Source organism: Kouleothrix sp. 19917 (assembly GCF_057073505.1).
Window position 1 is genome coordinate 5,378,342 of record NZ_CP097099.1, and the last position, 21,717, is coordinate 5,400,058.

The following is a 21,717-nucleotide window of genomic DNA, read 5'->3' on the forward strand; positions in this document are numbered from 1 at the left end:
TTACCACCAAGACACCAAGACACCAAGAAATATTTGCAAAACTTGGTGCCTTGGTGTCTTGGTGGTTCTTTCCTAACTGCTCACCGGCTGAAGCGGGATGGCATCGGCGGCGCGTGGCGAACCGGCGTACTGCGGGTCGTAGAGGTGGCACTTGACCATGCGCCCCTCGGCCTGCACGTCGCGCGGCACCACGGTTTTGCACACGTCCATCACCTGCGGGCAGCGCCCGGCGAACTTGCAGCCCTCGCGCATGTATTCTTCGGTTTCGGGTCGCGCCAGAGCGATTGAGTCTTTCCACTTTAGCGTTGGGTCGGGCTCGGGGATGGAGCTTTTCAGGATTTGCGTGTACGGGTGCGCCGGGCGACCAAGCACCTCGTCGACCGTGCCAAGCTCGACCACCCAGCCGCGCAACATGACGGCGATGCGGTCGGCAGCATAGTAGGCCGTGGCGAGGTCGTGCGTGATGTAGATCACGCTGACGCCTTCCTGCTCTTTCAGGTTGCGGAAGGCGTTCACGATCGACATGCGCAGCGAGGCGTCGAGCATCGAAACCGGCTCGTCGGCGACGAGCAGCGCCGGGTTGGTGATCAGCGCGCGGGCGATTGCGGTGCGCTGCATCTGCCCGCCGGAAAGCTCGTTCGGGTAGCGACCCTTGATTTCGCGCAACGACAGCCCAACCACCTGCAAGGCGTGATCGACGTGCTGATCGACCGTGGCGCGCGTGGCGGTGCCGAAGTTGAAGGCCGTGTCGTACAGGTAACTTTCGACCTTTTTCAGCGGGCTGAATGCTGCAAACGGGTCCTGAAAGATCGGCTGCACTTCCTTCATGAACCAGTTCCGCCGCTCGCGGGCCGACAGGCGCGAGACGTCGCGGTTCTTGAACAGGAGCGTGCCCGACGACGGCGCAGTCAGGCCCAGCATCATGCGGGCGAGCGTGGATTTGCCGCTGCCGCTTTCGCCCGCCACCGCCAGAATCTCGGGCTTCGCCGCCTGAAGCGACATATTGACGCTATCGACTGCGACGAAATTCGTGGTCGCAAGCCCGCGCCGGATGTGAAAAATGCGGCTCAGGTTGTCGATTTGGAGGAGTGTGTCGCCGGGAGTGTTTTCCATAGAATTGCCTTATCGTAGAACCGAGAACCGAGAGCCAACCAGTAGGCAGTAGGCAGTAGGCAGTAAGCTAGGCTTTGCGACCCGAACGCCAGCAACAGAACCGAGACACGAACGCTGAGAACAAAGAACCCACGATCAGGAAAACGCTGCACAACTGCCAATTGCCTACTGCAGACTGCACCTTTTCACCCTTTCGCCCTGCCTCCGTGTCTCCCCATCTCCGTGTCTCCGTGCCTCTGTGGTGATCTTAACTCGCCGCCACAGCGTCCTTCTGCCGCACGCCGATCTTGTTTTCCGACACGAGGAAGCACGCGACGCGGTGGTTCGGGCCGACCTGCTCCAGCGCGGGCGTTTCGGCTTTGCAGATGTCCATCGCATATGGGCAGCGCGGGTGGAAGCGGCAGCCGCTCGGCGGGTTGTCGAGCGCGGGCGGGCGGCCGGGCAAGCTTTCGCGCGCGGTGCGGTCGTCGATCTTTGGCAGCGAGCGAATCAGGTGCTGCGTGTACGGATGTAGCGGCTCGGCGAACAGCGTCGGCGTGTCGGCCTCTTCCATTAGCTGCCCGGCGTACAGCACCGCCACGCGGTCGGTCAGGTTGGCATGCACGCCCATGTCGTGCGTCACGACGACCATCGTATTGCGCGTTTTGTCGCGGATGGCTTCCAGCAGCTGAATCACGCCGCGCTGCACCACCACATCCAGCGCGGTGGTCGGCTCGTCGGCGACGATCAGTCGCGGGGAGAGGATCGTTGCGAGGGCGATAGTGACGCGCTGGCGCATGCCGCCGGAAAGCTGGTGCGGGTAGGAATTGAGCACCTTGTCGGGCAAGCCGAGGTCGGCCAGGTAGCTGCGCACCATCGCGTCGGTTTCGCGCGGCGAGGTGCTCACGTGCGCGCCAATGAAGTCGCGGAAGGTGTGGCGGATGCGGCGCACCGGGTTCAGCACGTGCATCGAGCCCTGCGGAATGTATGAGACATCGCGCCAGCGCATTGCGCGGGTTTCGGCGGGCGTGAGCTTCAGCACATCGATCGGCCCGTCGCCGAAATTGTAGTTCACCCCGCCTTCCACCACCGTCAGCGGCGGCGTAATCATGCCCAGCAGAACTTTCAGCAGGGTCGATTTGCCGCAGCCTGATTCGCCGGCAATGCCATAAATTTCGTTCTCACGAATTGCGATGCTGATGCCATCCACCGCCTTCACGGTACGGTTCACACCATACGCCTCGGTGATGTAGTAGGCGCGCAGTTTGTCGAGTTCGGCGACTGTGGTCATCAGGCACCTGCCGCTTTCGCTACGAGGTTCTTCAGGCGCGTGCGCGGGTCGAGGTAGGTGCCCAGGCTGGTCGAAAGCAGGTAGCACGCGACCACAATCACCACCGTCGTCAGGATGGGCGTGGCGAGCCACCACCAGCGCCGCGCCAGCAGCGACTGGTAGTAATTGGCCCAGTAGATCATCGTGCCGATGGTGGGGATTTGCAGGTCGCTCAGGCCCAGGATCGCCATCGTGATTTCCATGCCGATTGCGAACAAAAAGCCGCTGACGGCGTCGGCCAGCGCGAAGGGGATGAGGAAGGGCAGGTGCTCGCGCAAAATGATTTTGAGCGTGCTCATGCCCGAAAACACCGCCGTCTGCGTAAACTCTTCTTCGCGCATGCTCAGGATCTGTGCGCGGTAGCGCTTGGATGGCCAGGCCCAGTCGAGCAGGCCGAGCAAGATCGCCAGCGACAGAAAGCTCAGGTGGCCTTTCAGAATGAACGAGACCAGAATCAGCAGGGGCAGGCGCGGAATCACAATAAATGTGTCCGACAGCGCGGAGATCACGCGGTCGGGGATGCCGCCGAGGTAGCCGGCCAGCGAGCCAAGCAGGATCGCGATTGTGCGGCCGATCAGCACCGCCAGCCCGGCCACGATCAGCGTGTTGCGCACGGCAAAGGTCGTGAGCCAGAACACACTTTGGCCGAGCGAGGTTGTGCCGAGCGGGTATTTCAGCGAGGGCGGGCGGTTGTTCGGCACGACGCGCCGGTCGAGCGGGCCGTAGGGCGAAAAGAACGACAGCACGACCATTGCCAGCACAATCAGCAGAAAGAAGATGCCCCAGCGAAAGGTTTTGCTAAAGCGAAATAAGTCTCTCAGAACGGTCATAGCGTTGGCTCCGAATGCCAGGTTTCAAGTTAGAAAGTTTGAAGGTTTGAAAGTTCCAGGTTGTTCAGGGCGACAACGCCAACCTGCAACCTGCAAACCTGTAACGTGTAACAGGTTATCTGTAGCGCACCCTCGGGTCGATCAGCGGGTAGAGCAGATCGACCAGCAGCACGGCGGTGGCAATGCCGACAATCGAGAAGATCGTCACACCCATGATCAGGTTGAAATCCGACTGCAAGATCGCGGTGTAAAGCTGAAAACCTATGCCGGGGTAGGAAAACACGACTTCGGTGATCAGCGCGCCCTCGAACAGCGCGCCCAGCGACAGCGCCAGGTCGGTCACTTGCGGCAGCAGGCTGTTGCGCATCACATAGCCGAAAATGATTTTCCGGCGCGGCAACCCGGCCAGCTCGGCATAGTTCACATAGTCGCTCGACACCAGCGTGGACGAGAGCGCCTTGGCGATCAGGTAGCGAAATGCTGTGCCGCCCAGCACCAGCGAGAGCGCGGGCAGGAAGCTGTGGCTCAGGATGCTGCGAATGTAGGGCCACGTAAAGCCCGGCCGCCCCGAAGCGCCGCCAACCATTGGGAAGACCGGCAGGTAGTAGGTGAAGATGATCACCAGCGTCAGCGCGAGAATGAAGTAGGGAATTGGGTAGACCGTGATCAGCACTTTGTCGAGAATTTGCGACCAGAGCTTATTTGGGAAATAGCCCGCCAGCGTGCCGAGGATCATGCCAATGATCCACGAGATGATAATCGAGCTGACCAGCAGGCCAACCGTCCACGGCAGGCCATTGGCGATGATCTCGGTGACGGGGGTGGGAAACGCGCCCAGCGACGGCCCAAAATCGCCCTGGAACAGCCGGCCCCAGAAGCGAAAGTACTGCTCGACCGGCGTGCCCTGCAGGCCATACATGTCGGAAATCGCGTTCTTGAAGCTTTCGATTGCGCGCGGGTCGGTGGTGGTGTTGGCGGTGATGCGGCGCAGCGTCTGCTCGACCGGGTCGCCGGGAAGCAGGCGCGGGATGATAAAGGTGAGCGTGATGCCCAGCACCACGACGACGAGCCATTGCAGCAGGCGCGGCGCAACATACGATTTCAGAAAGGTCATAATTCACCTGGGTGAGAATAGTGCGTAGTGCGTAGTGCGATGAGGACTACGCACTACGCACTACGGCACTAACCCCTTACTTCGGCTCGACCTCGGCAAAGGTGAAGCGCCCGCCGATGAACCAGTACAGCGGCTGGCGAGTCGGATTCTCGCTGTTCGGCCAGCCCTTCCAGTAGGTGTCGTCGAACGAGGTGAACTTCTTGAAGCTGATCGTGTTGGTCGTCAGTGCGTTCTCGACCCACACCTTCAGCGCCTGCTGGCCCAGCTCCTGCACCTTGGGATCGTCGGGGTTGAGCTTGTTCAGGTCGTCCGCGATGCTATCCAGCTCGGGCTGCTTGAAGCGCAGAATGTTGCTGCTGCCCGAGCCCGCCGTCGATTTGCCGACCGGCGTGAAGAAGCGCGAATGCACCGAGTTCAGCGCCTGCCACAGGTCGGGGTTGGCGTTGATCGCCAGCAAGCCCCACGAGCTGGTCGCTTCGAAGTCGCCGGTCTGCTGGCGCTCGGTGTAGGGGTTGCGCTCCAGCGATTCGATCTCGACGTCGATGCCAAAGGCTTTCAGCTGATCCTGGAAGCCGGTGGCCAGGCGGTACACATCGTTCTCGTCCGGTGCGGCGATCATCTTGATCGTGAACGGCGTGCCGTCGGGCTTGAGCCACTTGCCGTCGCCGCCCTTGGTGAAGCCGTTCTTGGTCAGCAGCTTCTCGGCCACGTCGGGCGCGTGTTTCCACCAGCCCATGCCAAAGCGGTCGCGCAGGCCGTCGGCATCGCTATCTTCGGGCACGGTATAGCCCTGCTCGCGCGCCCACGCGGCGATCTTCTTGGGCACGTCGGGGTCGTAGGGCTGGAACTTCTCGCCATTGCCAACATCGATGGTCAGCTCTTTCAGCCAGGGCTCCAGCGGCACGGCGTACAGCTTCATGAGCAGGCTGGTTGCCGGCATGGGCAGCGGCGTCACGCGCGTCACACCGCCGATGTAGTTGGTTTGCAGGTCGACGATGTCGAGCGCGAGCGTGACAGCCCAGCGCACTTCTTTGTTGTCGAACGGCGCAGCGGCCTGGTTGAAGCCAAAGTAGCGGAAGTCAAGCTCGTTCGGGTAGGCCCACGGGAAGTCCTTGAACCACGACTGCATGGTGGGCGTGCTGCCCTGGATGGCCTGGAAGGCTTCGATGTCGGCATCAAACAGCACATCGAGGTTGTGGCGCGAGGCCGCAATCGCCTTCTTGGCGCTGTCGCCATAGAACACGCTCAGGATGTAGGGCGGGCCGGGCTTGTTGACGACCGTGCCAACCGTTGTTTTCTGCCAGTCGTCGCGGCGCTTGTAGAGCATCCAGAAGCCGTTCGGGTCGGTCTGGTCGACGGTGTACGCGCCGAGCGAGACCGGCGGGTTGTTCTTGAAGGTCTTGGGGTCGCCGCCCTTCTCCCACACATGCTTGGCCATCATATAGACGGCGTTGTAGCGCGCGGTGAAGTAGGTGTGGAAGCGGATGTTCGGCTCGGTCAGCGTGAACACCACCGTGTTCGGGTCGGTCGCCTTGATGTCTTTGACATACAGTTTCATTTCGGCCGACCAGCTCATGCCGGGGTTGTCCTTGAGCGTATTGACGGTGTAGACCAGGTCGTCGGCGGTGAACTCGACGCCATCGCTCCACATGATGCCCTTGCGCAGCTTCACCGTCATCTCGGTGGCGTCGGCATTGTACTGCGGCTTGTCTTCGGCCAGCGAGTTAATCCACTCGCCGGTTTCCTGGTCGAGATACCAGAGCGTGTCGTAGAGCAGGCCCTGCTGCGTGGGCGAGGCCGGGCCGGGCACGAAGAAGTTGAAGTTGTCGGCCACGCTGTAGCGGAAAATCTGATCGACCACGAGGACATCTTTACGCGGGACATTCACGGGCAGGTCGGAGTCGGCTGGCGGCGCAACGGGCTCGGCCGGGGCGGCGGCAGCGGTGGGCTGCTCGGCGGCTGGCGCAGCAGTGGGCGCATCAGCAGCGGCGGCGGTGGGTGCATCAGCGGCGGGCGCTGCCGTCGCCTGTGCGGCGGCTGGCGCGGCGGTGGGCGCTTCGGCGGCGGGCGTTTGCGGGGCGGTGCCGCCGCAGGCCGCGAGAAACAGCCCGACCACAAACATCAGGATGAATGTGGCGCGAACCTGGCGCATGCTGTACCTCCTTGTAAACACTTCTACAGGCCGGAGCTTCCCGGCAGAACCAACAAACGATGGGCGACGGCGTGGCAAGGCCAGGCACGCAGGCAGCCGGGCAGCAGCCGCCAATCGCGCGTGGCATGGGCAGGAGTGTTCTGTGCAGTTGAGATCAGTGTGCGCCTAGTATACAAACACGAACGAAACAAAGCGAGTGACTCTTTTGCTTTTTTTGGTCGATTCTTTTGACTTGCTTTTGTTTCACTTTCGGCAAAAGCGCAACCTTTTTCGAAATGCTTCCGACTTCATGATTGACGGGCGGCGATTTCTGCGGCATACTAGCAGGCACTTCCTGTTCCAATGATGTTTTGTCAACGAATGCGGTTAGAACCACTTCTCCTGCAGGAGGTTTGGAGGGCGTCAGCCCTCCAAGATAATCTCTTTTTGGCGGCTCTCCGCCACGTTTGTGGCGGAGAGCCGCCAAAAAATAGTTTTCTCGGGGGCGGCAAGCCGCCCCCGAACCCCCACCACACCATCCTGTTCATACAGGAGGAAGATCGTGCTCCAACGGCCGTGGAACACATGGAGTATTCAGGCCAAGCTGCTGCTCAGCATTCTGGTGGTGATGAGCATCACCGTGGTGGTGAGCGGCGTGCTGTTCTACCTCAACAGCGCGCGCACGATCGAGCGGCAAACCCTCTCGCTCACCAGCAGCACCGTCGAGCAGATGACCAAAAACGTTGATCTGTTTGTGACGCAGATCGACCGGCTTTCGCTGACTATGTATGGCGACGCCAGCGTCCAGCGCGTGCTGCGCGCATCGGCTGCGAACGCCCGCGCCCCACGCCAGCAGCAGGATGTCGACGACATTACCTACCGCATGCTGTCGCTGGCCGCCTCCTGGCAGTCGATTCGCGGCATGTATCTGTTTGCCGAAGATGGCACGCTTTTCTACTTTGCGCGTGGCGACCTGCCGCAGGCGCGCTATGGCGTTGCCAGCGAGCCGTGGTACGCGCGCATGGCGCAGCAGGCCGCCCCGGCCGTGATGCTCTGGCCGACCGGCCCGGAAACCACCGTGGAGCAAGGCGCCGCGCCCGTGTTTTCGCACCTGCGCCTGATCAAAAATATCGACACTGGCAAAAAGCTTGGCTACCTCAAAATCGACATTTCTGCCGACGTCATGCGCGACCTGCTGGCCTTTTCGGGCAATGCCAGCCGCAGCGCGCAGGTGCTGCTGCTCACCGACGAAGGCCAGGTGATCTATTCCAGCGGCGACCTGACCGGTCAGCGCATTAGCGACATGCAGCTCGCCACCACGCCCGCGCAAGGCCAGCTCAGCTGGCGCGGCACCGATTACCTGTACGCCACGCAGCGCTCGGAATTCACGCACTGGACCACGGTTGCGCTTATTCCGGTCGCCTCGCTCACCATCGAAACACAGCACACTGGCGCGCTGGTGCTGCTGCTGTGCGTCGCGGCTGTGCTGGTGCTTGGCCTGCTGCTGTATATGGTCACGCAACGGGTGACGCAGCCGCTGCGCCTGATGGCGCGAACAATGACGCGCGTGGAGCGCGGCGACCTGGCCGTGCGATTGCCGGCCAACGCAGCGCCCGATGAGCTTGGGAGCCTGAGCCGCGTGTTCAACACCATGCTCGACAGCATCGAGCGGCTGATTACGCAGGTGTACGAGGCGCGCCTGCGCGAGAAGGACGCCCAGCTGCTGGCGCTGCAAACCCAGATCAACCCGCACTTTCTGTTCAACACGCTCAACAGCATGCGCGCGCTGAGCCGGCGCAACCAGGCCGACACCGTCGCCGCCATGGCCGAGTCGCTGGCCGAGCTGTTCCGCTACAGCATGAGCAACTGGAACGAGCTGGTGCCGCTCCATGAAGAGTTGGCGCATGTGGCCAACTATGTTACGATCCAGCAGGCGCGTTTTGGCGAGCGCCTGCAGTTCGCCGACGAAGTGCCGCCCGGCCTGCTCGAAGCCCCACTTGTCAAGCTCTCGCTCCAGCCGCTGGTGGAAAACGCGATTGCCCACGGCCTCGACCAGCGCCGCGCCGGGATACGCATTCTGGTGCGCGCCGACTTACAGGGCGAAGTGCTGGTGGTACAGGTGATCGACAATGGGCGCGGAATCGACGCCGCCACGCGCGAGCGGCTCAACCAGCAGCTCGAGCAGGCCAGCGAGTCGGCGCAGCTGCCCACCGCCGATGTTGGCATTGGCATGGTGAATATTGCGCGCCGCATCAAGCTGATGTTTGGCGACCAGTACGGCGTTTCTGTTGGCAATGCGCCGGCCGGCGGCACGATTGTGTCGCTGCACCTGCCCTATGAGTATGCGGCCCTGGCGGCCGCGCGGGAAGCACAGATCGATGAATATTCTGGTGGTCGAAGATGAACACCTGGCGCTCGACGACCTGCTGGCGATGCTGCAGCCGTTTGCAAGCGCCCACCGCGTGATCGGCTGCGCCAGCCCCGACGAGGCGCTGGCCTGTGCGGCTGCCACGCCGCCCGACCTGCTGATTACCGACATTCGCATGCCCGAGATCGACGGGCTGGAGCTGGTGCGCCGCCTGAAAGCGAGCGCGCCGCACCTGGCCGCGATTGTGCTGAGCGGCTACAGCGAGTTCGAGTATGCGCGCGAAGGGCTGCGCCTGGGCATTGCCGACTACCTGCTCAAACCGGTGCGCACCGCCACCCTGCATGCCACCGTCACCCGCGCGCTCGGCACGCTGGCCGATGCCCAGGCCCAGGCCGGCCACCTGCGCGAGGCCCAGCTTGCGCGCGTTCTGCGCGCCGGGCGCCGCACCGCCAGCCCCGAGCCCGACCTGCTGGCCGGCGAGTGGGGCATGATTGTGCTGGTGTGCGAAAACTGGGAAGGCCCGGTGGTGTGGCGCGACACGCCGATCGACCGCGCGTTTATTCGCTCGGTGCTGGCCGGGCACCCGTGCGATATTGTGGATTTCGATGCGCGCTGCCGGGTTGCCCTGCTGCCACTGGCCGGCTTGCAGCTCCAATTGCTCGACACGCTGGCGAACCGGCTGCACCAGGCCATCGCCGGGGCGGGCGTGCTGGCGCACAGCACCTACACCTACAAAGGCACAAACGACCGCCCCGAGCGCGTTCTGGCCGAAGGCATGCACCGGCTGGAACAGGCGCTGCGCCTGGGCATGCCCACCTTCGCGCGCCCCAGCGCCACGCCCGAGCCGCCCGTGAGCGACATGGTACGCACCCACATCCCGCTGATCGCGCGCGCCCTGGCCGAAGGCAAACCCGCCGCCGCCGTGGCCGATATTCACGCCGCATTGGCGCAGCTTCAGCGCGAGCAGGCGCCCGCGCACGCGGTGGGGCACGCGCTCGACACCTTGTTTGCCCAGCTTGCGCAGCACATCCGCGCCACGCCGGGCGCGCATGCCCCCGAGCACGCCGCGATCGTGGCGGCCGTGCGCAGCAGCCGCAGCCACGCCGACCTGCTGGAATGGGTAGATGAGCAGCTTCAGCCGCTGCTTCAGGCCGAGCGCGGGGCGATCACGCCGCGCCAGCTGGTGCGCACCTTGGTGGCGCATGTGCGCAATTCCTACACCAGCGACATTTCCCTGCAAGCCTTTGTGGCCGAACATGGCGTCAGCCTGGCCTACTTCTCGCGCCTGTTCAAAACCGAAATCGGCATGACCTTCTCGGATTATCTGACGCAGGTGCGCATCGAAAAGGCCAAGGAGCTGCTGGCCCAGAACGACCTGCGGCTGGGGGATGTTGGCGCGCTGGTGGGCTACGACGACCCCAAATACTTCAGCCAGATCTTCCGCAAAATCGCCGGCATGTCGCCCAGCGACTACCAGCGCAGCAGCCAGCGCGAGCGCCAGCGCAGCGGGTGAGCGGCAGGCAGCGGCGACGCCGTACACGAAACAGGTTTTGACATCCCCCGGCCCTGCTGCTAGAATAGCCATAACCCCAAGCAGAACAATCGACGAAGAACAGCACCTACATCACAGCCGATGCTGGGTTCGAGGGTTAGGGGCAGCCAACGCCGCCCATGCCGCAAGCTACTCCCTCGCATGATCGGGAATGATCCCCGTTTGTAGCCATATATTCGTCCCATCAGCATGCCGCGGCGGCAGCGCTTTGCGCTACGCGGCAGATGGCCGGCACCGCGACAAGGCCCGCAGCCTTTGCCGCGAATGCCCGTATTGCGCGAATTCCGCCTGTATAGTCGCGCCGCCCGTATGGCGGCAAAGAAAGAGGTACCCAGAGCGAACTGCCTGTCTCAGCGGCGTTGGGCCGTTGGGAATTCGCTCACACATAGATGGAGGAGATCGTGTTGAACCCTCGCCGTTTTCCCTGGCTGGCCGGGCTGCTGTTTGCTGCCCTGCTGATGGCTGCCTGCAGCAGCGGCACCACCGCCACCACACCGCCCACTGCCGCGCCGGCCGCTGAAGCCCCCACAGATGCCCCCGCCATCGGCGCGCCGGTTGGCGGCGCAACTGCCGAGGCGCAGGCTGCCACTGCTGCGCCCGCGCCAACTGCTGCCCCTGCGGCTGGCCCCACTGCTGCCAGCGCGCCCGCACCCGCGCCGACTGCTGGCGCGACCCTTCAAACGATCAAATCGCGTGGCAACCTGATCTGCGGCTCGAACGACCAGGTGCCAGGATTTGGCTCGGTCGATTCATCGGGCCAGACGGTTGGCTTCGATATCGACTTCTGCAAGGCGCTCGCTGCCGCGATCTTTGGCGATGCCAGCAAGGTCACCTTCCGCCCGCTCACCGCGCAGGAGCGTTTCACCGCAGTGCAGAGCGGCGAAGTGGATGTGCTCATTCGCAACACCACCTGGACGCTCACCCGCGACACGGTGAATGGCCTCGACTTCGCGCCCACCAACTTCTACGATGGCCAGGGCATTATGGTGCGCAAAAGCGAGAATATCAGCAAGATCGAAGATCTGGAAGGCGCGACGATCTGCGTGCAGAGCGGCACCACCACCGAGCTGAACCTGGCCGACGCCTTCCGCGCGCGCAACCTCAACTTCACGCCAACAGTCTTTGAAGACGCGAACGGCACCATGGGCGCCTACGACGCCGGCCAGTGCGACGCCGTCACCACCGACAAGTCGGGCCTGGCTTCGCGCCGCCTTTCGCTCCAGAAGCCCGACGACCACATCATCCTCGACGTGACGCTTTCCAAGGAGCCGCTGGCCCCGAGCGTGCTGCAAGGCGACCCGCAGTGGCACGATATTGTGACATGGGTGGTGTATGGCCTGATGAACGCCGAGGAATATGGTGTCACGCAGGCGAATGTGCAGGAGAAGCTGAGCAGCACCGACCCGAATGTGCGCCGCCTGCTGGGCGCTGAGGGCGAGCTGGGCAAGGGCCTGGGCCTCGACAACGACTTCATGGTCAAGGTGCTGACGGCGGTTGGCAACTACGGCGAAATCTACAACCGCAACCTCGGCCCCGACACGCCAATCAACATCCCGCGTGGCCCGAATGCCCTGTACACCGAAGGCGGGCTGATCTACGGCATCCCGTTCCGCTAGGCCGTGTGGCGGCGCTCAGCACATTGCTGAGCGCCGCGCCGTTTCTACAGTGCAAGGCGAGCCTATGACACAGCCCGAAATGCGCGCACCCGCGCACCAATCGATCCCGCTCTACCGCAATATCAAGACGCTGGGCATCCTTGCCCAGATTGCATTTGTGCTGCTGGTAGGGCTGCTGTTCTGGTGGCTCGGCAGCAACATGCTCGACAGCCTGCGGCGCAGCAGCATCCCGCTGAGCTTCGATTTCCTGCCGCAGACCGCCGGCTTTGCAATCTCCGAATCGAGCATCGCCTACCAGCCGACCGATACCTACGCCCGCGCCTTTCTGGTGGGCATTACCAACACACTGCGCGTTGCCTTCCTGGGCATCATTCTGGCGACGCTGCTGGGCATGCTGATTGGCATTGGCCGGCTTTCGAGCAACTGGCTGCTGCGCAACCTGGCGGCTGGCTATGTCGAAGTTATTCGCAACACGCCGCTGGCCGTGCAGCTGATCTTCTGGTTTGTGGCGGTTATTTTGAAGCTGCCGCGCGTGCGCAATGCGGTTGGGGTCGATGGTGTGTTTTTGCTGAGCAACCGCGGGCTGGCGGTGGCATGGCCCCAGGCAGCTGCCAGCTTCGGCGCATGGGCACCCTGGCTGTGGGGCGGGCTGCTGGTAGGCATTGTGGCCTATGCCCTGCGCCGCCGGGCCTTGCAGCGCGCCGAGCGCCCGAATGGCGCGTGGCCGGTGGGCTGGCTGGCGGCCGGGCTGACGGTGCTGGTGGGCGCGATTGTTACCGCCGCCACCACTGGCACAAGCCCGCTGGTGATCGACCAGCCGGTGCTACAGGGCTTTAACTTCAGCGGCGGCACAAATATCAGCGCGGCGTTTTTTGCCCTGCTGCTCGGGCTTACGATCTACACGGCGGCGTTTATTGCCGAAGTTGTGCGCGCCGGCATCCAGGCGGTCTCGAAGGGTCAGCGCGAAGCCGCCCAGGCGCTCGGGCTTTCGCCCGCGCAGAGCATGCGGCTGGTCATCCTGCCCCAGGCGCTGCGCGTGATCATCCCGCCGATGACAAACCAGTACCTGAACCTGACCAAGAATTCCAGCCTGGGCATTGTGGTGGCATTCCCCGACCTGTTTTTTGTCACGACGACGATCAACAACCAGAGCGGGCGCGCCGTTCAGGTGATTGCGATCATGATGGCTTGCTACCTGTTCATCAGCCTGCTGACATCGCTGTTCGCAAATATCTACAACCGGCGCATTCGCCTCGTCGAGCGGTGAGAGGGGAAGGGGTGACCAACGATCACCTACTACTGGCCCTTCTTGGCTCTGCGGTTTGGGCGTATGCAATACGCCCTTCTCGGCTCTGCGGTTCGGGCGTATTGCATACGCCCTTCTCGGCTCTGCGAAAGGCCTGCCATGTCCGTTACGGCACCAAGCATCAAGCAGGCGCGCAGCGATGTGCGGCCCACACCGGTCGCCTGGCTGCGCGCGAACCTGTTCAATAGCCCGCTCAACAGCGCGATCACAGTGGCGCTGCTGGTCGTTCTGCCCTGGCTGCTGTTTCTGCTGCTGCGCTGGGTATTTCTCGAGGCGACATGGGCGCCAGTGGTGGCGAACCTGCGCCTGCTGATGACCGGGCGCTACCCGCCCGAATACGTCTGGCGCGTGCAGGCCGGCGTGTCGCTGATCTACCTGCTGTTTGGCCTGAGCGCCGGCATCTGGGGCGGCCTGCCCCGAGCCATCACTGCCGGGCTGGCGATCCTGGGCGTGTTCCTGGCGCTGCTGCCGTTTGGGCTGGAAACGCGCATCTGGCTAGTCGGCAGCGCGGCGCTTGCGGGCGGCGGCTTGCTGCTGGGGCGCTGGCTGGGCGCGCGGCTGCGCTGGCCCACGATCATCGGCTGGCTTGCATCGCCAATTGTGCTGTTGCTGCTGGTGCGCGGCATCGAGGGCGTGCTGCCGGTGGTGCCAACCGGCCTGTGGGGTGGGCTGATGCTCACGATCCTGCTGGCCGTGGTTGGCATTGTGGCCTCGTTCCCGCTGGGCGTGCTGCTGGCGCTCGGCCGGCGCAGCACCCTGCCGGTGGTGCGCTGGTTCTGCACAATCTATATTGAGGTTGTGCGTGGCGTGCCGCTGATCAGCGTCCTGTTTATGTCGGTGCTGATGCTGCCGCTGTTCCTGCCCGCCAACATCCGCATCGACAACCTCGTGCGCGTGCTGGTGGCGATCACCGGATTTAGCGCGGCCTACCTGGCCGAAAATGTGCGCGGCGGCCTGCAATCCATCCCGAAAGGCCAGAGCGAAGCGGCGCGCGCGCTGGGGCTCAATATCGTACAGACCACTGTGCTGATCGTGCTTCCGCAGGCACTGCGCGCGGTTATTCCCGCCATCGTCGGCCAGTTCATCAGCCTGTTCAAAGATACATCGCTGGTGTCGATCGTTGGGCTGGCCGAGCTGCTGGGCATCGCGGGCATTGTGATCAACCAGCCCGAATGGCTGTCGGTGGCGGGCGGCGTCGAGCGCGAGGTGCTTTTGTTCGCCGCGCTGCTCTACTGGATCTTCTGCTTCAGCCTGTCGATGATCAGCCGCCGGCTCGAGCGGCAGCTTGGCGTGGGCACGCGATAGCGCGGGGTCTAGGGATTGGGGTTTAGGGTATAGGGAAACATATTTCGATAGCTTAACCCAATGACTCTATTGATGGCAGTGCACGCTGAACACTCTGCCAAAAACAAATCCCCAAACCCAAGACCCTATACCCATGAGCATTTTCAGGAGAACACTATGGCCGTGGAACAGGAAAACGAAGAAATCATCATCTGCCGCGATGTGCATAAATGGTATGGCGACTTTCATGTGCTGAATGATGTGAGCGCCAGCGTGCGGCGCGGCGAGGTGGTGGTGATCTTCGGGCCGTCGGGCTCGGGGAAATCGACATTCATTCGCACGATCAACCGGCTGGAAACGCACCAGGAAGGCACGATCATCGTCGATGGGATCGAGATGACCGACGACCTGCGCAACATCGAGGCCATCCGCCGCGAGACGGGCATGGTCTTTCAGCAGTTCAACCTGTTTCCACATTTGACGGTGCTGCAAAATATCACGCTGGCGCCGATGTGGGTGCGCAAGCGCAAGCGCGGCGAAGCCGAGGCGCAGGCCTACGAGCTGCTGGAGCGCGTGGGCATCCGCGAGCAGGCGCTGAAATACCCCGGCCAGCTTTCGGGCGGCCAGCAGCAGCGCGTGGCGATTGCGCGGGCGCTGGCCATGCAGCCGCGCATCCTCTTGTTCGACGAGCCAACCTCCGCGCTCGACCCTGAGATGATCAAGGAGGTGCTGGAGGTGATGCAGGAGCTGGCGCACACCGGCATCACCATGCTGGTTGTGACGCACGAAATGGGCTTCGCGCGCGAAGTAGCCGACCGCATGCTGTTCTTCGACAAGGGGCAGATCGTCGAGGAAGGCACGCCCGAGCAGATCTTCACCGCGCCACGCGAAGATCGCACGCGCCTGTTTCTCAGCCAGATCCTGTAGCTACTGGGCCAGCTCCTGCGCCACCCGCCGCAGCTGCGCGCCCGCGTCGGCATCAACAACGCCGCCGTGGTAGCAGATGATCGCCTGCGGGCCAAGCGCGGCCAGCTTCTGCACCGACTGGCTGGCCTGCGCCATGTCGAGCGTCGCGCCGGCATTGGGGCCATGGAGCTGGCCATCCTGCGCGGTCAGCGCATCGCCCGCGATCAGGGTGCGGCTGGGCTCGTGGAACAGGCAGATATGCCCGGGCGTGTGGCCGGGCGAGAAGACCACGCGCACGCCGCCGGCCAGATCGATCAGCGCGCCATCGTCCAGCGCTTCATCGACATGGGTGGCCTGGAACATGCTCGCGACCGGGCGCAGCTGCGGGTGCTTCTCCAGCGCCTCGGGCGTCATAAAGCGCGCGGGCTGTGTGCCGTCGATATATTGCACCTCGTCGGCGCCGGCCAGCACGCGCGCGCCGCTTGCTTCGGCCAGGCCGTGCAGCGAACCAATATGATCGATGTCCTGATGCGTCAGAATAATGCGCGTGAGATCGGCCACGCCCACGCCCGCCCCAGCCAGCGCCGTGGCGACCACTTCGTGCTGGCCGGGTAGGCCCGTGTCGATCAGCGCCGGGCCATTGGCCGCGTCGAGGATCAGGCTGGCGTGGAAGAACTGCGTCTGGCCATCGCGCTGGGTTGCCAGCGCCAGCACAACCACGCTTTCATTGAGCTTCATTTCAAACTCCCCTCACCATCATGAATTACGCGTTCGCCTCATCGGCGGGAGGTGTGGAGGGCTACGCCCCCGAACCCCCACCGCGAAGTGGTGTCACCATAGCAAACATCCCGTTGCTGCGAATGGCACAGTATAGCCGATCGGCATGGCTTGTGCCGAAACGGCGCTTGCGCCGCTGCGTATATTGTCATAGGATGATAGTGCTGCATTCAAACGATCGAGTTGTGCCATGCGCTGTCCAAGCTGTTCGCAACTGCTCCCGCCCGACGCGCAGTTTTGCATTGCGTGCGGTACGGCGCTGGGCATCCACGCGCCGCGCGCCACCTCTGGGCGGCAGCCAGCCGTTGGGCGAACGATTCGCCTACGCGGCGTGCCTGTGCAGGCATCGGCGCTGCAACTTCTGGTGGCGAGCGTATTCACGCTGGCAGTGGTGTTTGGGGTGGCGCTGGTGATGGCGCACATGCCCGACCTTGCGGCGGGGGCAGGCGCGCTGGCGGCCCTGATCTTTGCGGCGCTGTGCGCGCAGTGGCTGTGGATGGATGGGCGCCGCGCGGCTGGCGCAATTGCCATGCTCTTATGGGTGCTGGCGGTGGGCTGGGCGCTGGCGTAAGCACAAAACAGAACGGCAACCACGAAGACACGAAGGCGCGAAGATCTTCAAGATGCGATAAAATCTTTGAGTCTTCGTGGCTATTTCTAAAGATATTCGGCCAAACAATCTTCCAAAAAGAAAAGAGCAGCGCGCGAGCGCCGCTCCTTTTTTGCGGGCGAAGAGAGAAATTAGGCGTCGCCGCGCCGCATGTGCAGCTCGCCGTCGAGCAGGCCGCCTTCGCGCACCACCAGTGAGGCCGTTTCGATTGACCCCTGCACCTTGCCGCTTTCGAGAATTTCCAGCCGGCCGTGGCAGATGATCTTGCCCGAGAACGAGCCAGCCACCACAATTTCCTCGGCGGCAATATCGGCATCCACCTGCGCGCTCGCCTCGATCAGAATGTACTGGCGCGACTCAATCGAGCCGCGGGCATTGCCCTGCACACGCACGCCGCGCTCGGAGCGGTAGTGCCCATCGAAAAAGTCGTCCGGGCCAATTAAGCTCTCGGCAGCGGCGCGGGCCGGCAGCGGCGCAGGCTCGGCTGGCGCAGGCGCTTCTTCAATCACAAATGCCTCCATCGCGGGCGCGGCCCACTGCTCTTCGTGCATCCCCAGCTCGGAGCTTAGCGTCGGCAGAGTCTCGGGCTCGGCATAGGCCGGCGCGTCCGGGGCCACCACACTCGTTTCAGAGAAAAAAGCCGCAACCTCGGGGCTGGCTTGTTCCCATACATTTTCATACGGCGGCTTGGGCAGCGGGTCGAGCTCAACGGCCGAGAGTTGCTGAGTGACCGCGCCCTGCGATTTTTCAGTGTCGGCGGCCTCGGCGTCGCGCAGCTGCTGCCGAACTGACGGGCCAAGTGCAGCTTCTTTTTCTGTAGCTTCGGGCGCGGGCGCATCGGGCTTGGCGGCGGGCCTGATATCGGGCAGATGATCGAGGATACTCAAATCCAAATCACTTTTTGGCGCACTTGGCTGTGGGCCAGGCTGCCGGTCGGGATTGCGGCGTCCAAACATAGATACTCTCCTGGGCCGTGCGGCCATTGCTAAATAGTGCAATACGCTGCCGTGATCGTATGCCGTGGCGCCTGCCCGGTCAATTCCATGAGTTTACAATTTGATGTCATCCACATAAGCATGGCCTCATCCGCCGCCATCGACAATTGTTGCACAGATTTCACCAAAATCGTTGCAAAGTATTTTCAAAATATATTGACATACCTGTGCAATTCCTTTATAATCCCTGCATAGTCATGAATTGACCAGAAAGGCGCGGCGATGAGTGCACAGGCTCAAGCTTCAGTTCCCAGCCCTGCGGCCAGCGGTGCCGATCTCTCGGCGCGCATTGCCAACCACGACGACCTTGCACTCATCGCCGCCATCGCGCAGGGCAGCAGCGAGGCGCTCGAAGCGCTCTACGACCGCTATGCCGCCGTTGTCTACCGCATGGCGCTGCGTATTTTGAAGAACCCGGAGCTGGCTGAGGAAATGGTGCAAGAGGCGTTCTGGCGGGTGTGGCGGCGCAGCGCCAGCTTTGCAAATGAGCGCGGCCGGGTGGCCCAGTGGCTGTTTGGTATTGTGCACAATCTGTGCATCGACGAGCTGCGCCGCCAGCGCGCCCGCCCCGCACCAGTGTACGAGGATGCCGACCATCCGTTTATTCAGCATATCGTCGACGAGCAGGCCGACGTGCCGGCGGGCGCATGGGCCTCCGAGCAGCGCCGCCTGATTGCGGAGGCGCTGCTCGAACTCCCCCAGGCACAGCGCCAGGCAATTGAGCTGGCCTACTTCCGCGGGCTTTCGCACCAGGAAATCGCCACGCACCTGAACCGCCCGCTTGGCACCGTGAAAACGCGGGTGCGGCTTGGCTTGCAGAAGCTCGGCAGCCTGCTGGCCGCGCGTGGTTTGCAGCCCAGTGCTTTGATCGACGCCTAGATTTCTACTGCGCCTTGCGCGCCAGCAGTGCCCGCAGATCATCGTCGGCCGGCGGGCGGGCACCATAGTGCGCCACCACCCAGCTTCCAATATCGTTTGCGAAGCGTGCCGCCGCCCCCAGGTCGCCATCCCGCAGGTAGCTCGCCAGAAACGCGCCATCGAAGGCATCGCCCGCGCCCGTTGCGTCGATCACCGGGCCATCGCCAGTGGGGTAGTGCTGCGCGTGGTCGCGTGATTTCACATAGCAGCCATCTTTGTCGAGCTTCAGCACAATCACCGCGCCGTTGTAGCGCTCGTGCAGCTCGTCGGCCACGTCTTCGGGGCGGCGCTCACCCGTCAGCGCCTCGCCTTCGTCGCGGTTAGGGAAGAGAATGTCGACCGGCAGCGATGATGTGATGCGCGAAAATTTGTCGTGCCCCATCTCGCGAATCATCTGGTATGATGCCGGGTCGAACGAGACGGTTGCGCCGGCCGCCTTAGCAACCTGGGCGGCGCGCAAGGCTGCGGCACGCGGCGGCTCGGTGAACAGCGACCAGGCAGTGATGTGGACGTGCCCGGCGCTTTGCAATGCTTCTTCTGGCAGGTCTTCCGGCAGCAGGTTGAAGTCGGCCGCCTGATTCGTCACCATGCTGCGCTGGCCGGCCCGGTCGATCAGCACCAGAATCACCCCGGTGTCCTGCTCGCTGGTGCGGCTAACGTGCGCGGCCACGCCTTCATTCTCCAGATCGCGCACCACAAGGTCGCCAAACACATCGGCACCAACCTTGCCCACAAACCCTGCCGGCATGCCAGCGCGCGCGATCCAGGCCGCTACATTCGCCGCCGATCCGCCCGGCGCAAGCGCAATACGGCCGGTGGTGTCGCCGCCCGGCAGCAGAATGCCATTGGGCTTCACCAGCACATCCCACACAAGGTCGCCAACCGCAATGATCGGGCGCTGGTTTGCGTTTGTCACAACACACCTCGTTTGATAGAAGCCAAGAACCGAGAACCATGAGGGTTTAGGGTCTGGGGTTTTGGGTCTGGGCCAATAACCTGCAACCTTCAAAGAACCGAGAACCAAAGAACCGGCAGTTGGCAGTTGGCAGTTTGCAGCGAACAGTACTTTGCAAACCTGCGAACGTGCAACCTGCAACTTTAGAACCGGCAGTTGGCAGTTTGCAGCGAACAGTGCTTTGCAAACGTGCGAACGTGCAACCTGCAACTTTAGAACCGGCAGTCGGCAGTTGGCAGTTTGCAGCGAGCAGTACTTTGCAAACCTGCGAACGTGCAACCTGCAACTTTAGAACCGGCAGTTGGCAGTTGGCAGTTTGCAGCGAACAGTACTTTGCAAACGTGCGAACGTGCAACCTGCAACTTTAGAACCGGCAGTTGGCAGTCGGCAGTTTGCAGCGAGTAGTGCTTTGCAAACGTGCGAACGTGCAACCTGCAACTTTAGAACCGGCAGTTGGCAGTTGGCAGTTTGCAGCGAGCAGTACTTTGCAAACCTGCAACCTTCAAACCTGCAACTTTAGAACCGGCAGTTGGCAGTTGGCAGTTTGCAGCGAACAGTACTTTGCAAACCTGCAACCTTCAAACCTGCAACCTTCAAACCTGCAAACCTGCAACGTTCAACGAACTGCAGCACCACCTACGACGCCGCTGCCGGGCGCGGCATGCGCAGCCGCTGCGCGCCAATCACTACAAGCGGCACCAGCGCCAGCGCCGCGCCAAGCAGGCCCAGCGTTGTGTAGCCAAATGCGCCAAAGATCACGCCGCTGAGCAAATTGCAGCTGGCCGAGGTCACATTCACAATCAGCTCGATGCTGCCCTGGATGCCGCCGCGCTCGCCGGGCGCAAGAATGTCGGACAGCAGCGTCGAGCCGCCGACATAGCACAGGTTCCAGCCCAGGCCCACCAGAAACAGCGCCAGCGCCAGCCAGGGCGTTTGCAGCGAGGTGGGCGCAATCAGGCTGCCGCCCACCAGCAGCGCCACGCCGCTCAGGATCGCATTGCGCCGCCCAACCCGGTCGATCACGCGGCCAGTGACAATCGAAAGGCCAAACATACCGATGGTGTGAGCCATAAAGACCAGTGAAATCTCGTCGCCGCCGTGGTGGCTGTGATCCATATGCAGCGATGTAACCGACATCACCAGCACCATCGTGGCCTGGCCAATCACCATGGCGGCGAGCGCCAGCTGCGCGGCCGGCAGGCGCAGCACCGCGCCAAGCGTGCGCCCTGCAAGCGGCTGCCCAGGCTCGCGTGGCTCGTCGAAGGCACGCCCCAGCTCCTGCGGGTCGGGGCGCAGCAGCGTGAAGACGAGCACGCCCGCCAGCGCAAACAGCAGCGCGCCAGCCCACATCGTGCCCGACTGTGGCACATTTGTCAGGCCGCCAAGCAGGTTTCCGCGCGTGCTGGCGAGCCAGGGGCCAGCGATTGCACCCACGGTGCTGGCGAACACAATCATGCTAATCGCCCAGCCGCGCCGGTCGGGGGGTTGAGTGTCGGCGGCGGCATAGCGGCTCTGGTCGGCCGCGCCGCGCGCCGCGCCCACCACCGTCACGCCCAGCAGAAACAGCGCAAAGCTGCCCTGCAGCACACCCAGGCCACTGAGCAGCATGCCGCACGCGCCCACCACAAAGCCGAGCCCCAGGCCCAGCCGGCGGCCATAGCGCTGCATAAAGCGCCCCGACACATGCGCCGAGACGGCCGCGCCCAGCAGGAGCAAGGTACCAGCCACGCCCGCCAATGCCGGGCTGCCGCCCAGCTTCGCGCCAATGATCGGGTTCATTTGAATATTGGCGATCAGCGCGGCTGAGCTAAGGCATTGGGCGATAAAGAGCACAGCCACCAGGCGGCGGGCGGCGCGTTGTGTCGGCATCGACATAAACAATCTCCCCATGGTCACAGACGGGCAGGCGCTGTATTATAACGGAAGACGCTCA

17 protein-coding genes are annotated in these 21,717 nt (G+C 63.1%); 8 read left to right on the plus strand and 9 right to left on the minus strand.

The features are described from left to right. Window positions 1-72: 72 nt before the first annotated feature. The 5 genes from M1P90_RS21730 to M1P90_RS21750 all read right to left on the minus strand — a co-directional run bounded on the left by M1P90_RS21730 (window position 73) and on the right by M1P90_RS21750 (window position 6,518). Entirely contained in the window at window positions 73-1,113 is a 1,041-nt protein-coding gene (locus M1P90_RS21730) for an ABC transporter ATP-binding protein (protein WP_483697473.1), read from the minus strand. 247 nt (window positions 1,114-1,360) lie between these two features. Continuing rightward, window positions 1,361-2,383, minus strand: a complete 1,023-nt coding sequence (locus tag M1P90_RS21735; protein WP_483697475.1) for an ABC transporter ATP-binding protein — start codon at window positions 2,381-2,383, stop codon at window positions 1,361-1,363. After that, window positions 2,383-3,252: an ABC transporter permease gene (locus tag M1P90_RS21740; RefSeq protein ID WP_483697476.1), complete on the minus strand. Its 870-nt coding sequence runs from the start codon at window positions 3,250-3,252 to the stop codon at window positions 2,383-2,385. Before M1P90_RS21740 ends, M1P90_RS21735 begins: the two co-directional genes overlap by 1 nt. Before the next feature lie 115 nt (window positions 3,253-3,367). After that, complete coding sequence (locus tag M1P90_RS21745) at window positions 3,368-4,366, minus strand: ABC transporter permease (RefSeq protein WP_483697478.1); 999 nt, start codon at window positions 4,364-4,366, stop codon at window positions 3,368-3,370. 76 nt (window positions 4,367-4,442) lie between these two features. Further along, entirely contained in the window at window positions 4,443-6,518 is a 2,076-nt protein-coding gene (locus M1P90_RS21750) for an ABC transporter substrate-binding protein (protein WP_483697479.1), read from the minus strand. Between the two features lie 541 nt (window positions 6,519-7,059). Here M1P90_RS21750 and M1P90_RS21755 point away from each other — a divergent pair. The 6 genes from M1P90_RS21755 to M1P90_RS21780 all read left to right on the plus strand — a co-directional run bounded on the left by M1P90_RS21755 (window position 7,060) and on the right by M1P90_RS21780 (window position 15,550). After that, entirely contained in the window at window positions 7,060-8,901 is a 1,842-nt protein-coding gene (locus M1P90_RS21755; protein ID WP_483697480.1) for a cache domain-containing sensor histidine kinase, read from the plus strand. Then, a complete protein-coding gene (locus tag M1P90_RS21760; RefSeq protein ID WP_483697482.1) occupies window positions 8,876-10,378 on the plus strand; it encodes a response regulator in 1,503 nt (500 codons plus the stop codon). The genes M1P90_RS21755 and M1P90_RS21760 overlap by 26 nt, the downstream gene beginning before the upstream one ends. Before the next feature lie 440 nt (window positions 10,379-10,818). Then, entirely contained in the window at window positions 10,819-12,033 is a 1,215-nt protein-coding gene (locus M1P90_RS21765; protein WP_483697484.1) for an amino acid ABC transporter substrate-binding protein, read from the plus strand. A 64-nt stretch (window positions 12,034-12,097) separates the two neighbouring features. Next, window positions 12,098-13,300 (plus strand): amino acid ABC transporter permease, encoded by a 1,203-nt coding sequence (locus M1P90_RS21770; protein ID WP_483697486.1) that lies wholly within the window; start codon window positions 12,098-12,100, stop codon window positions 13,298-13,300. A 138-nt stretch (window positions 13,301-13,438) separates the two neighbouring features. Continuing rightward, complete coding sequence (locus M1P90_RS21775) at window positions 13,439-14,644, plus strand: amino acid ABC transporter permease (protein WP_483697488.1); 1,206 nt, start codon at window positions 13,439-13,441, stop codon at window positions 14,642-14,644. A 156-nt stretch (window positions 14,645-14,800) separates the two neighbouring features. Then, window positions 14,801-15,550 carry an amino acid ABC transporter ATP-binding protein gene (locus M1P90_RS21780; protein WP_483697490.1) on the plus strand — a complete coding sequence of 250 codons (750 nt, stop codon included), beginning with the start codon at window positions 14,801-14,803 and terminating at the stop codon, window positions 15,548-15,550. Here M1P90_RS21780 and M1P90_RS21785 read toward each other — a convergent pair whose 3' ends face one another. Next, the gene (locus M1P90_RS21785; RefSeq protein WP_483697491.1) at window positions 15,551-16,267 is read right to left on the minus strand and encodes an MBL fold metallo-hydrolase; all 717 of its coding nucleotides are present in this window, start codon (window positions 16,265-16,267) and stop codon (window positions 15,551-15,553) included. 229 nt (window positions 16,268-16,496) lie between these two features. Between M1P90_RS21785 and M1P90_RS21790 the strand changes: the two genes are divergently transcribed. Then, window positions 16,497-16,877, plus strand: a complete 381-nt coding sequence (locus tag M1P90_RS21790; RefSeq protein WP_483697492.1) for a zinc-ribbon domain-containing protein — start codon at window positions 16,497-16,499, stop codon at window positions 16,875-16,877. Window positions 16,878-17,047: 170 nt separating this feature from the next. Here M1P90_RS21790 and M1P90_RS21795 read toward each other — a convergent pair whose 3' ends face one another. Continuing rightward, window positions 17,048-17,872 carry a bactofilin family protein gene (locus tag M1P90_RS21795; protein WP_483697493.1) on the minus strand — a complete coding sequence of 275 codons (825 nt, stop codon included), beginning with the start codon at window positions 17,870-17,872 and terminating at the stop codon, window positions 17,048-17,050. A gap of 261 nt (window positions 17,873-18,133) precedes the next feature. On the opposite strand from M1P90_RS21795, the gene M1P90_RS21800 reads away from it, so the two are divergent. After that, window positions 18,134-18,790 (plus strand): RNA polymerase sigma factor, encoded by a 657-nt coding sequence (locus M1P90_RS21800; protein WP_483697494.1) that lies wholly within the window; start codon window positions 18,134-18,136, stop codon window positions 18,788-18,790. A gap of 4 nt (window positions 18,791-18,794) precedes the next feature. Here M1P90_RS21800 and M1P90_RS21805 read toward each other — a convergent pair whose 3' ends face one another. Together M1P90_RS21805 and M1P90_RS21810 are read right to left on the minus strand one after the other, a co-directional pair. Further along, a complete protein-coding gene (locus tag M1P90_RS21805; protein ID WP_483697495.1) occupies window positions 18,795-19,745 on the minus strand; it encodes a carbohydrate kinase family protein in 951 nt (316 codons plus the stop codon). Window positions 19,746-20,420: 675 nt separating this feature from the next. Further along, on the minus strand, window positions 20,421-21,659 hold the full coding sequence (locus tag M1P90_RS21810) for an MFS transporter (RefSeq protein ID WP_483697496.1): 1,239 nt from the start codon (window positions 21,657-21,659) through the stop codon (window positions 20,421-20,423). Window positions 21,660-21,717 lie beyond the last annotated feature (58 nt).

Excerpts from the sequence above, each read along its gene's own strand:
- M1P90_RS21800 (WP_483697494.1), top strand. The coding sequence starts at position 18,134 with ATGAGTGCACAGGCTCAAGCTTCAGTTCCCAGCCCTGCGGCCAGCGGT.
- M1P90_RS21780 (WP_483697490.1), top strand. The coding sequence starts at position 14,801 with ATGGCCGTGGAACAGGAAAACGAAGAAATCATCATCTGCCGCGATGTG.
- M1P90_RS21775 (WP_483697488.1), top strand. The coding sequence starts at position 13,439 with ATGTCCGTTACGGCACCAAGCATCAAGCAGGCGCGCAGCGATGTGCGG.
- M1P90_RS21770 (WP_483697486.1), top strand. The coding sequence starts at position 12,098 with ATGACACAGCCCGAAATGCGCGCACCCGCGCACCAATCGATCCCGCTC.
- M1P90_RS21730 (WP_483697473.1), bottom strand. The coding sequence starts at position 1,113 with ATGGAAAACACTCCCGGCGACACACTCCTCCAAATCGACAACCTGAGC.
- M1P90_RS21795 (WP_483697493.1), bottom strand. The coding sequence starts at position 17,872 with ATGTTTGGACGCCGCAATCCCGACCGGCAGCCTGGCCCACAGCCAAGT.
- M1P90_RS21745 (WP_483697478.1), bottom strand. The coding sequence starts at position 4,366 with ATGACCTTTCTGAAATCGTATGTTGCGCCGCGCCTGCTGCAATGGCTC.
- M1P90_RS21785 (WP_483697491.1), bottom strand. The coding sequence starts at position 16,267 with ATGAAGCTCAATGAAAGCGTGGTTGTGCTGGCGCTGGCAACCCAGCGC.
- M1P90_RS21810 (WP_483697496.1), bottom strand. The coding sequence starts at position 21,659 with ATGTCGATGCCGACACAACGCGCCGCCCGCCGCCTGGTGGCTGTGCTC.
- M1P90_RS21740 (WP_483697476.1), bottom strand. The coding sequence starts at position 3,252 with ATGACCGTTCTGAGAGACTTATTTCGCTTTAGCAAAACCTTTCGCTGG.
- M1P90_RS21735 (WP_483697475.1), bottom strand. The coding sequence starts at position 2,383 with ATGACCACAGTCGCCGAACTCGACAAACTGCGCGCCTACTACATCACC.
- M1P90_RS21750 (WP_483697479.1), bottom strand. The coding sequence starts at position 6,518 with ATGCGCCAGGTTCGCGCCACATTCATCCTGATGTTTGTGGTCGGGCTG.
- M1P90_RS21760 (WP_483697482.1), top strand. The coding sequence starts at position 8,876 with ATGAATATTCTGGTGGTCGAAGATGAACACCTGGCGCTCGACGACCTG.
- M1P90_RS21790 (WP_483697492.1), top strand. The coding sequence starts at position 16,497 with ATGCGCTGTCCAAGCTGTTCGCAACTGCTCCCGCCCGACGCGCAGTTT.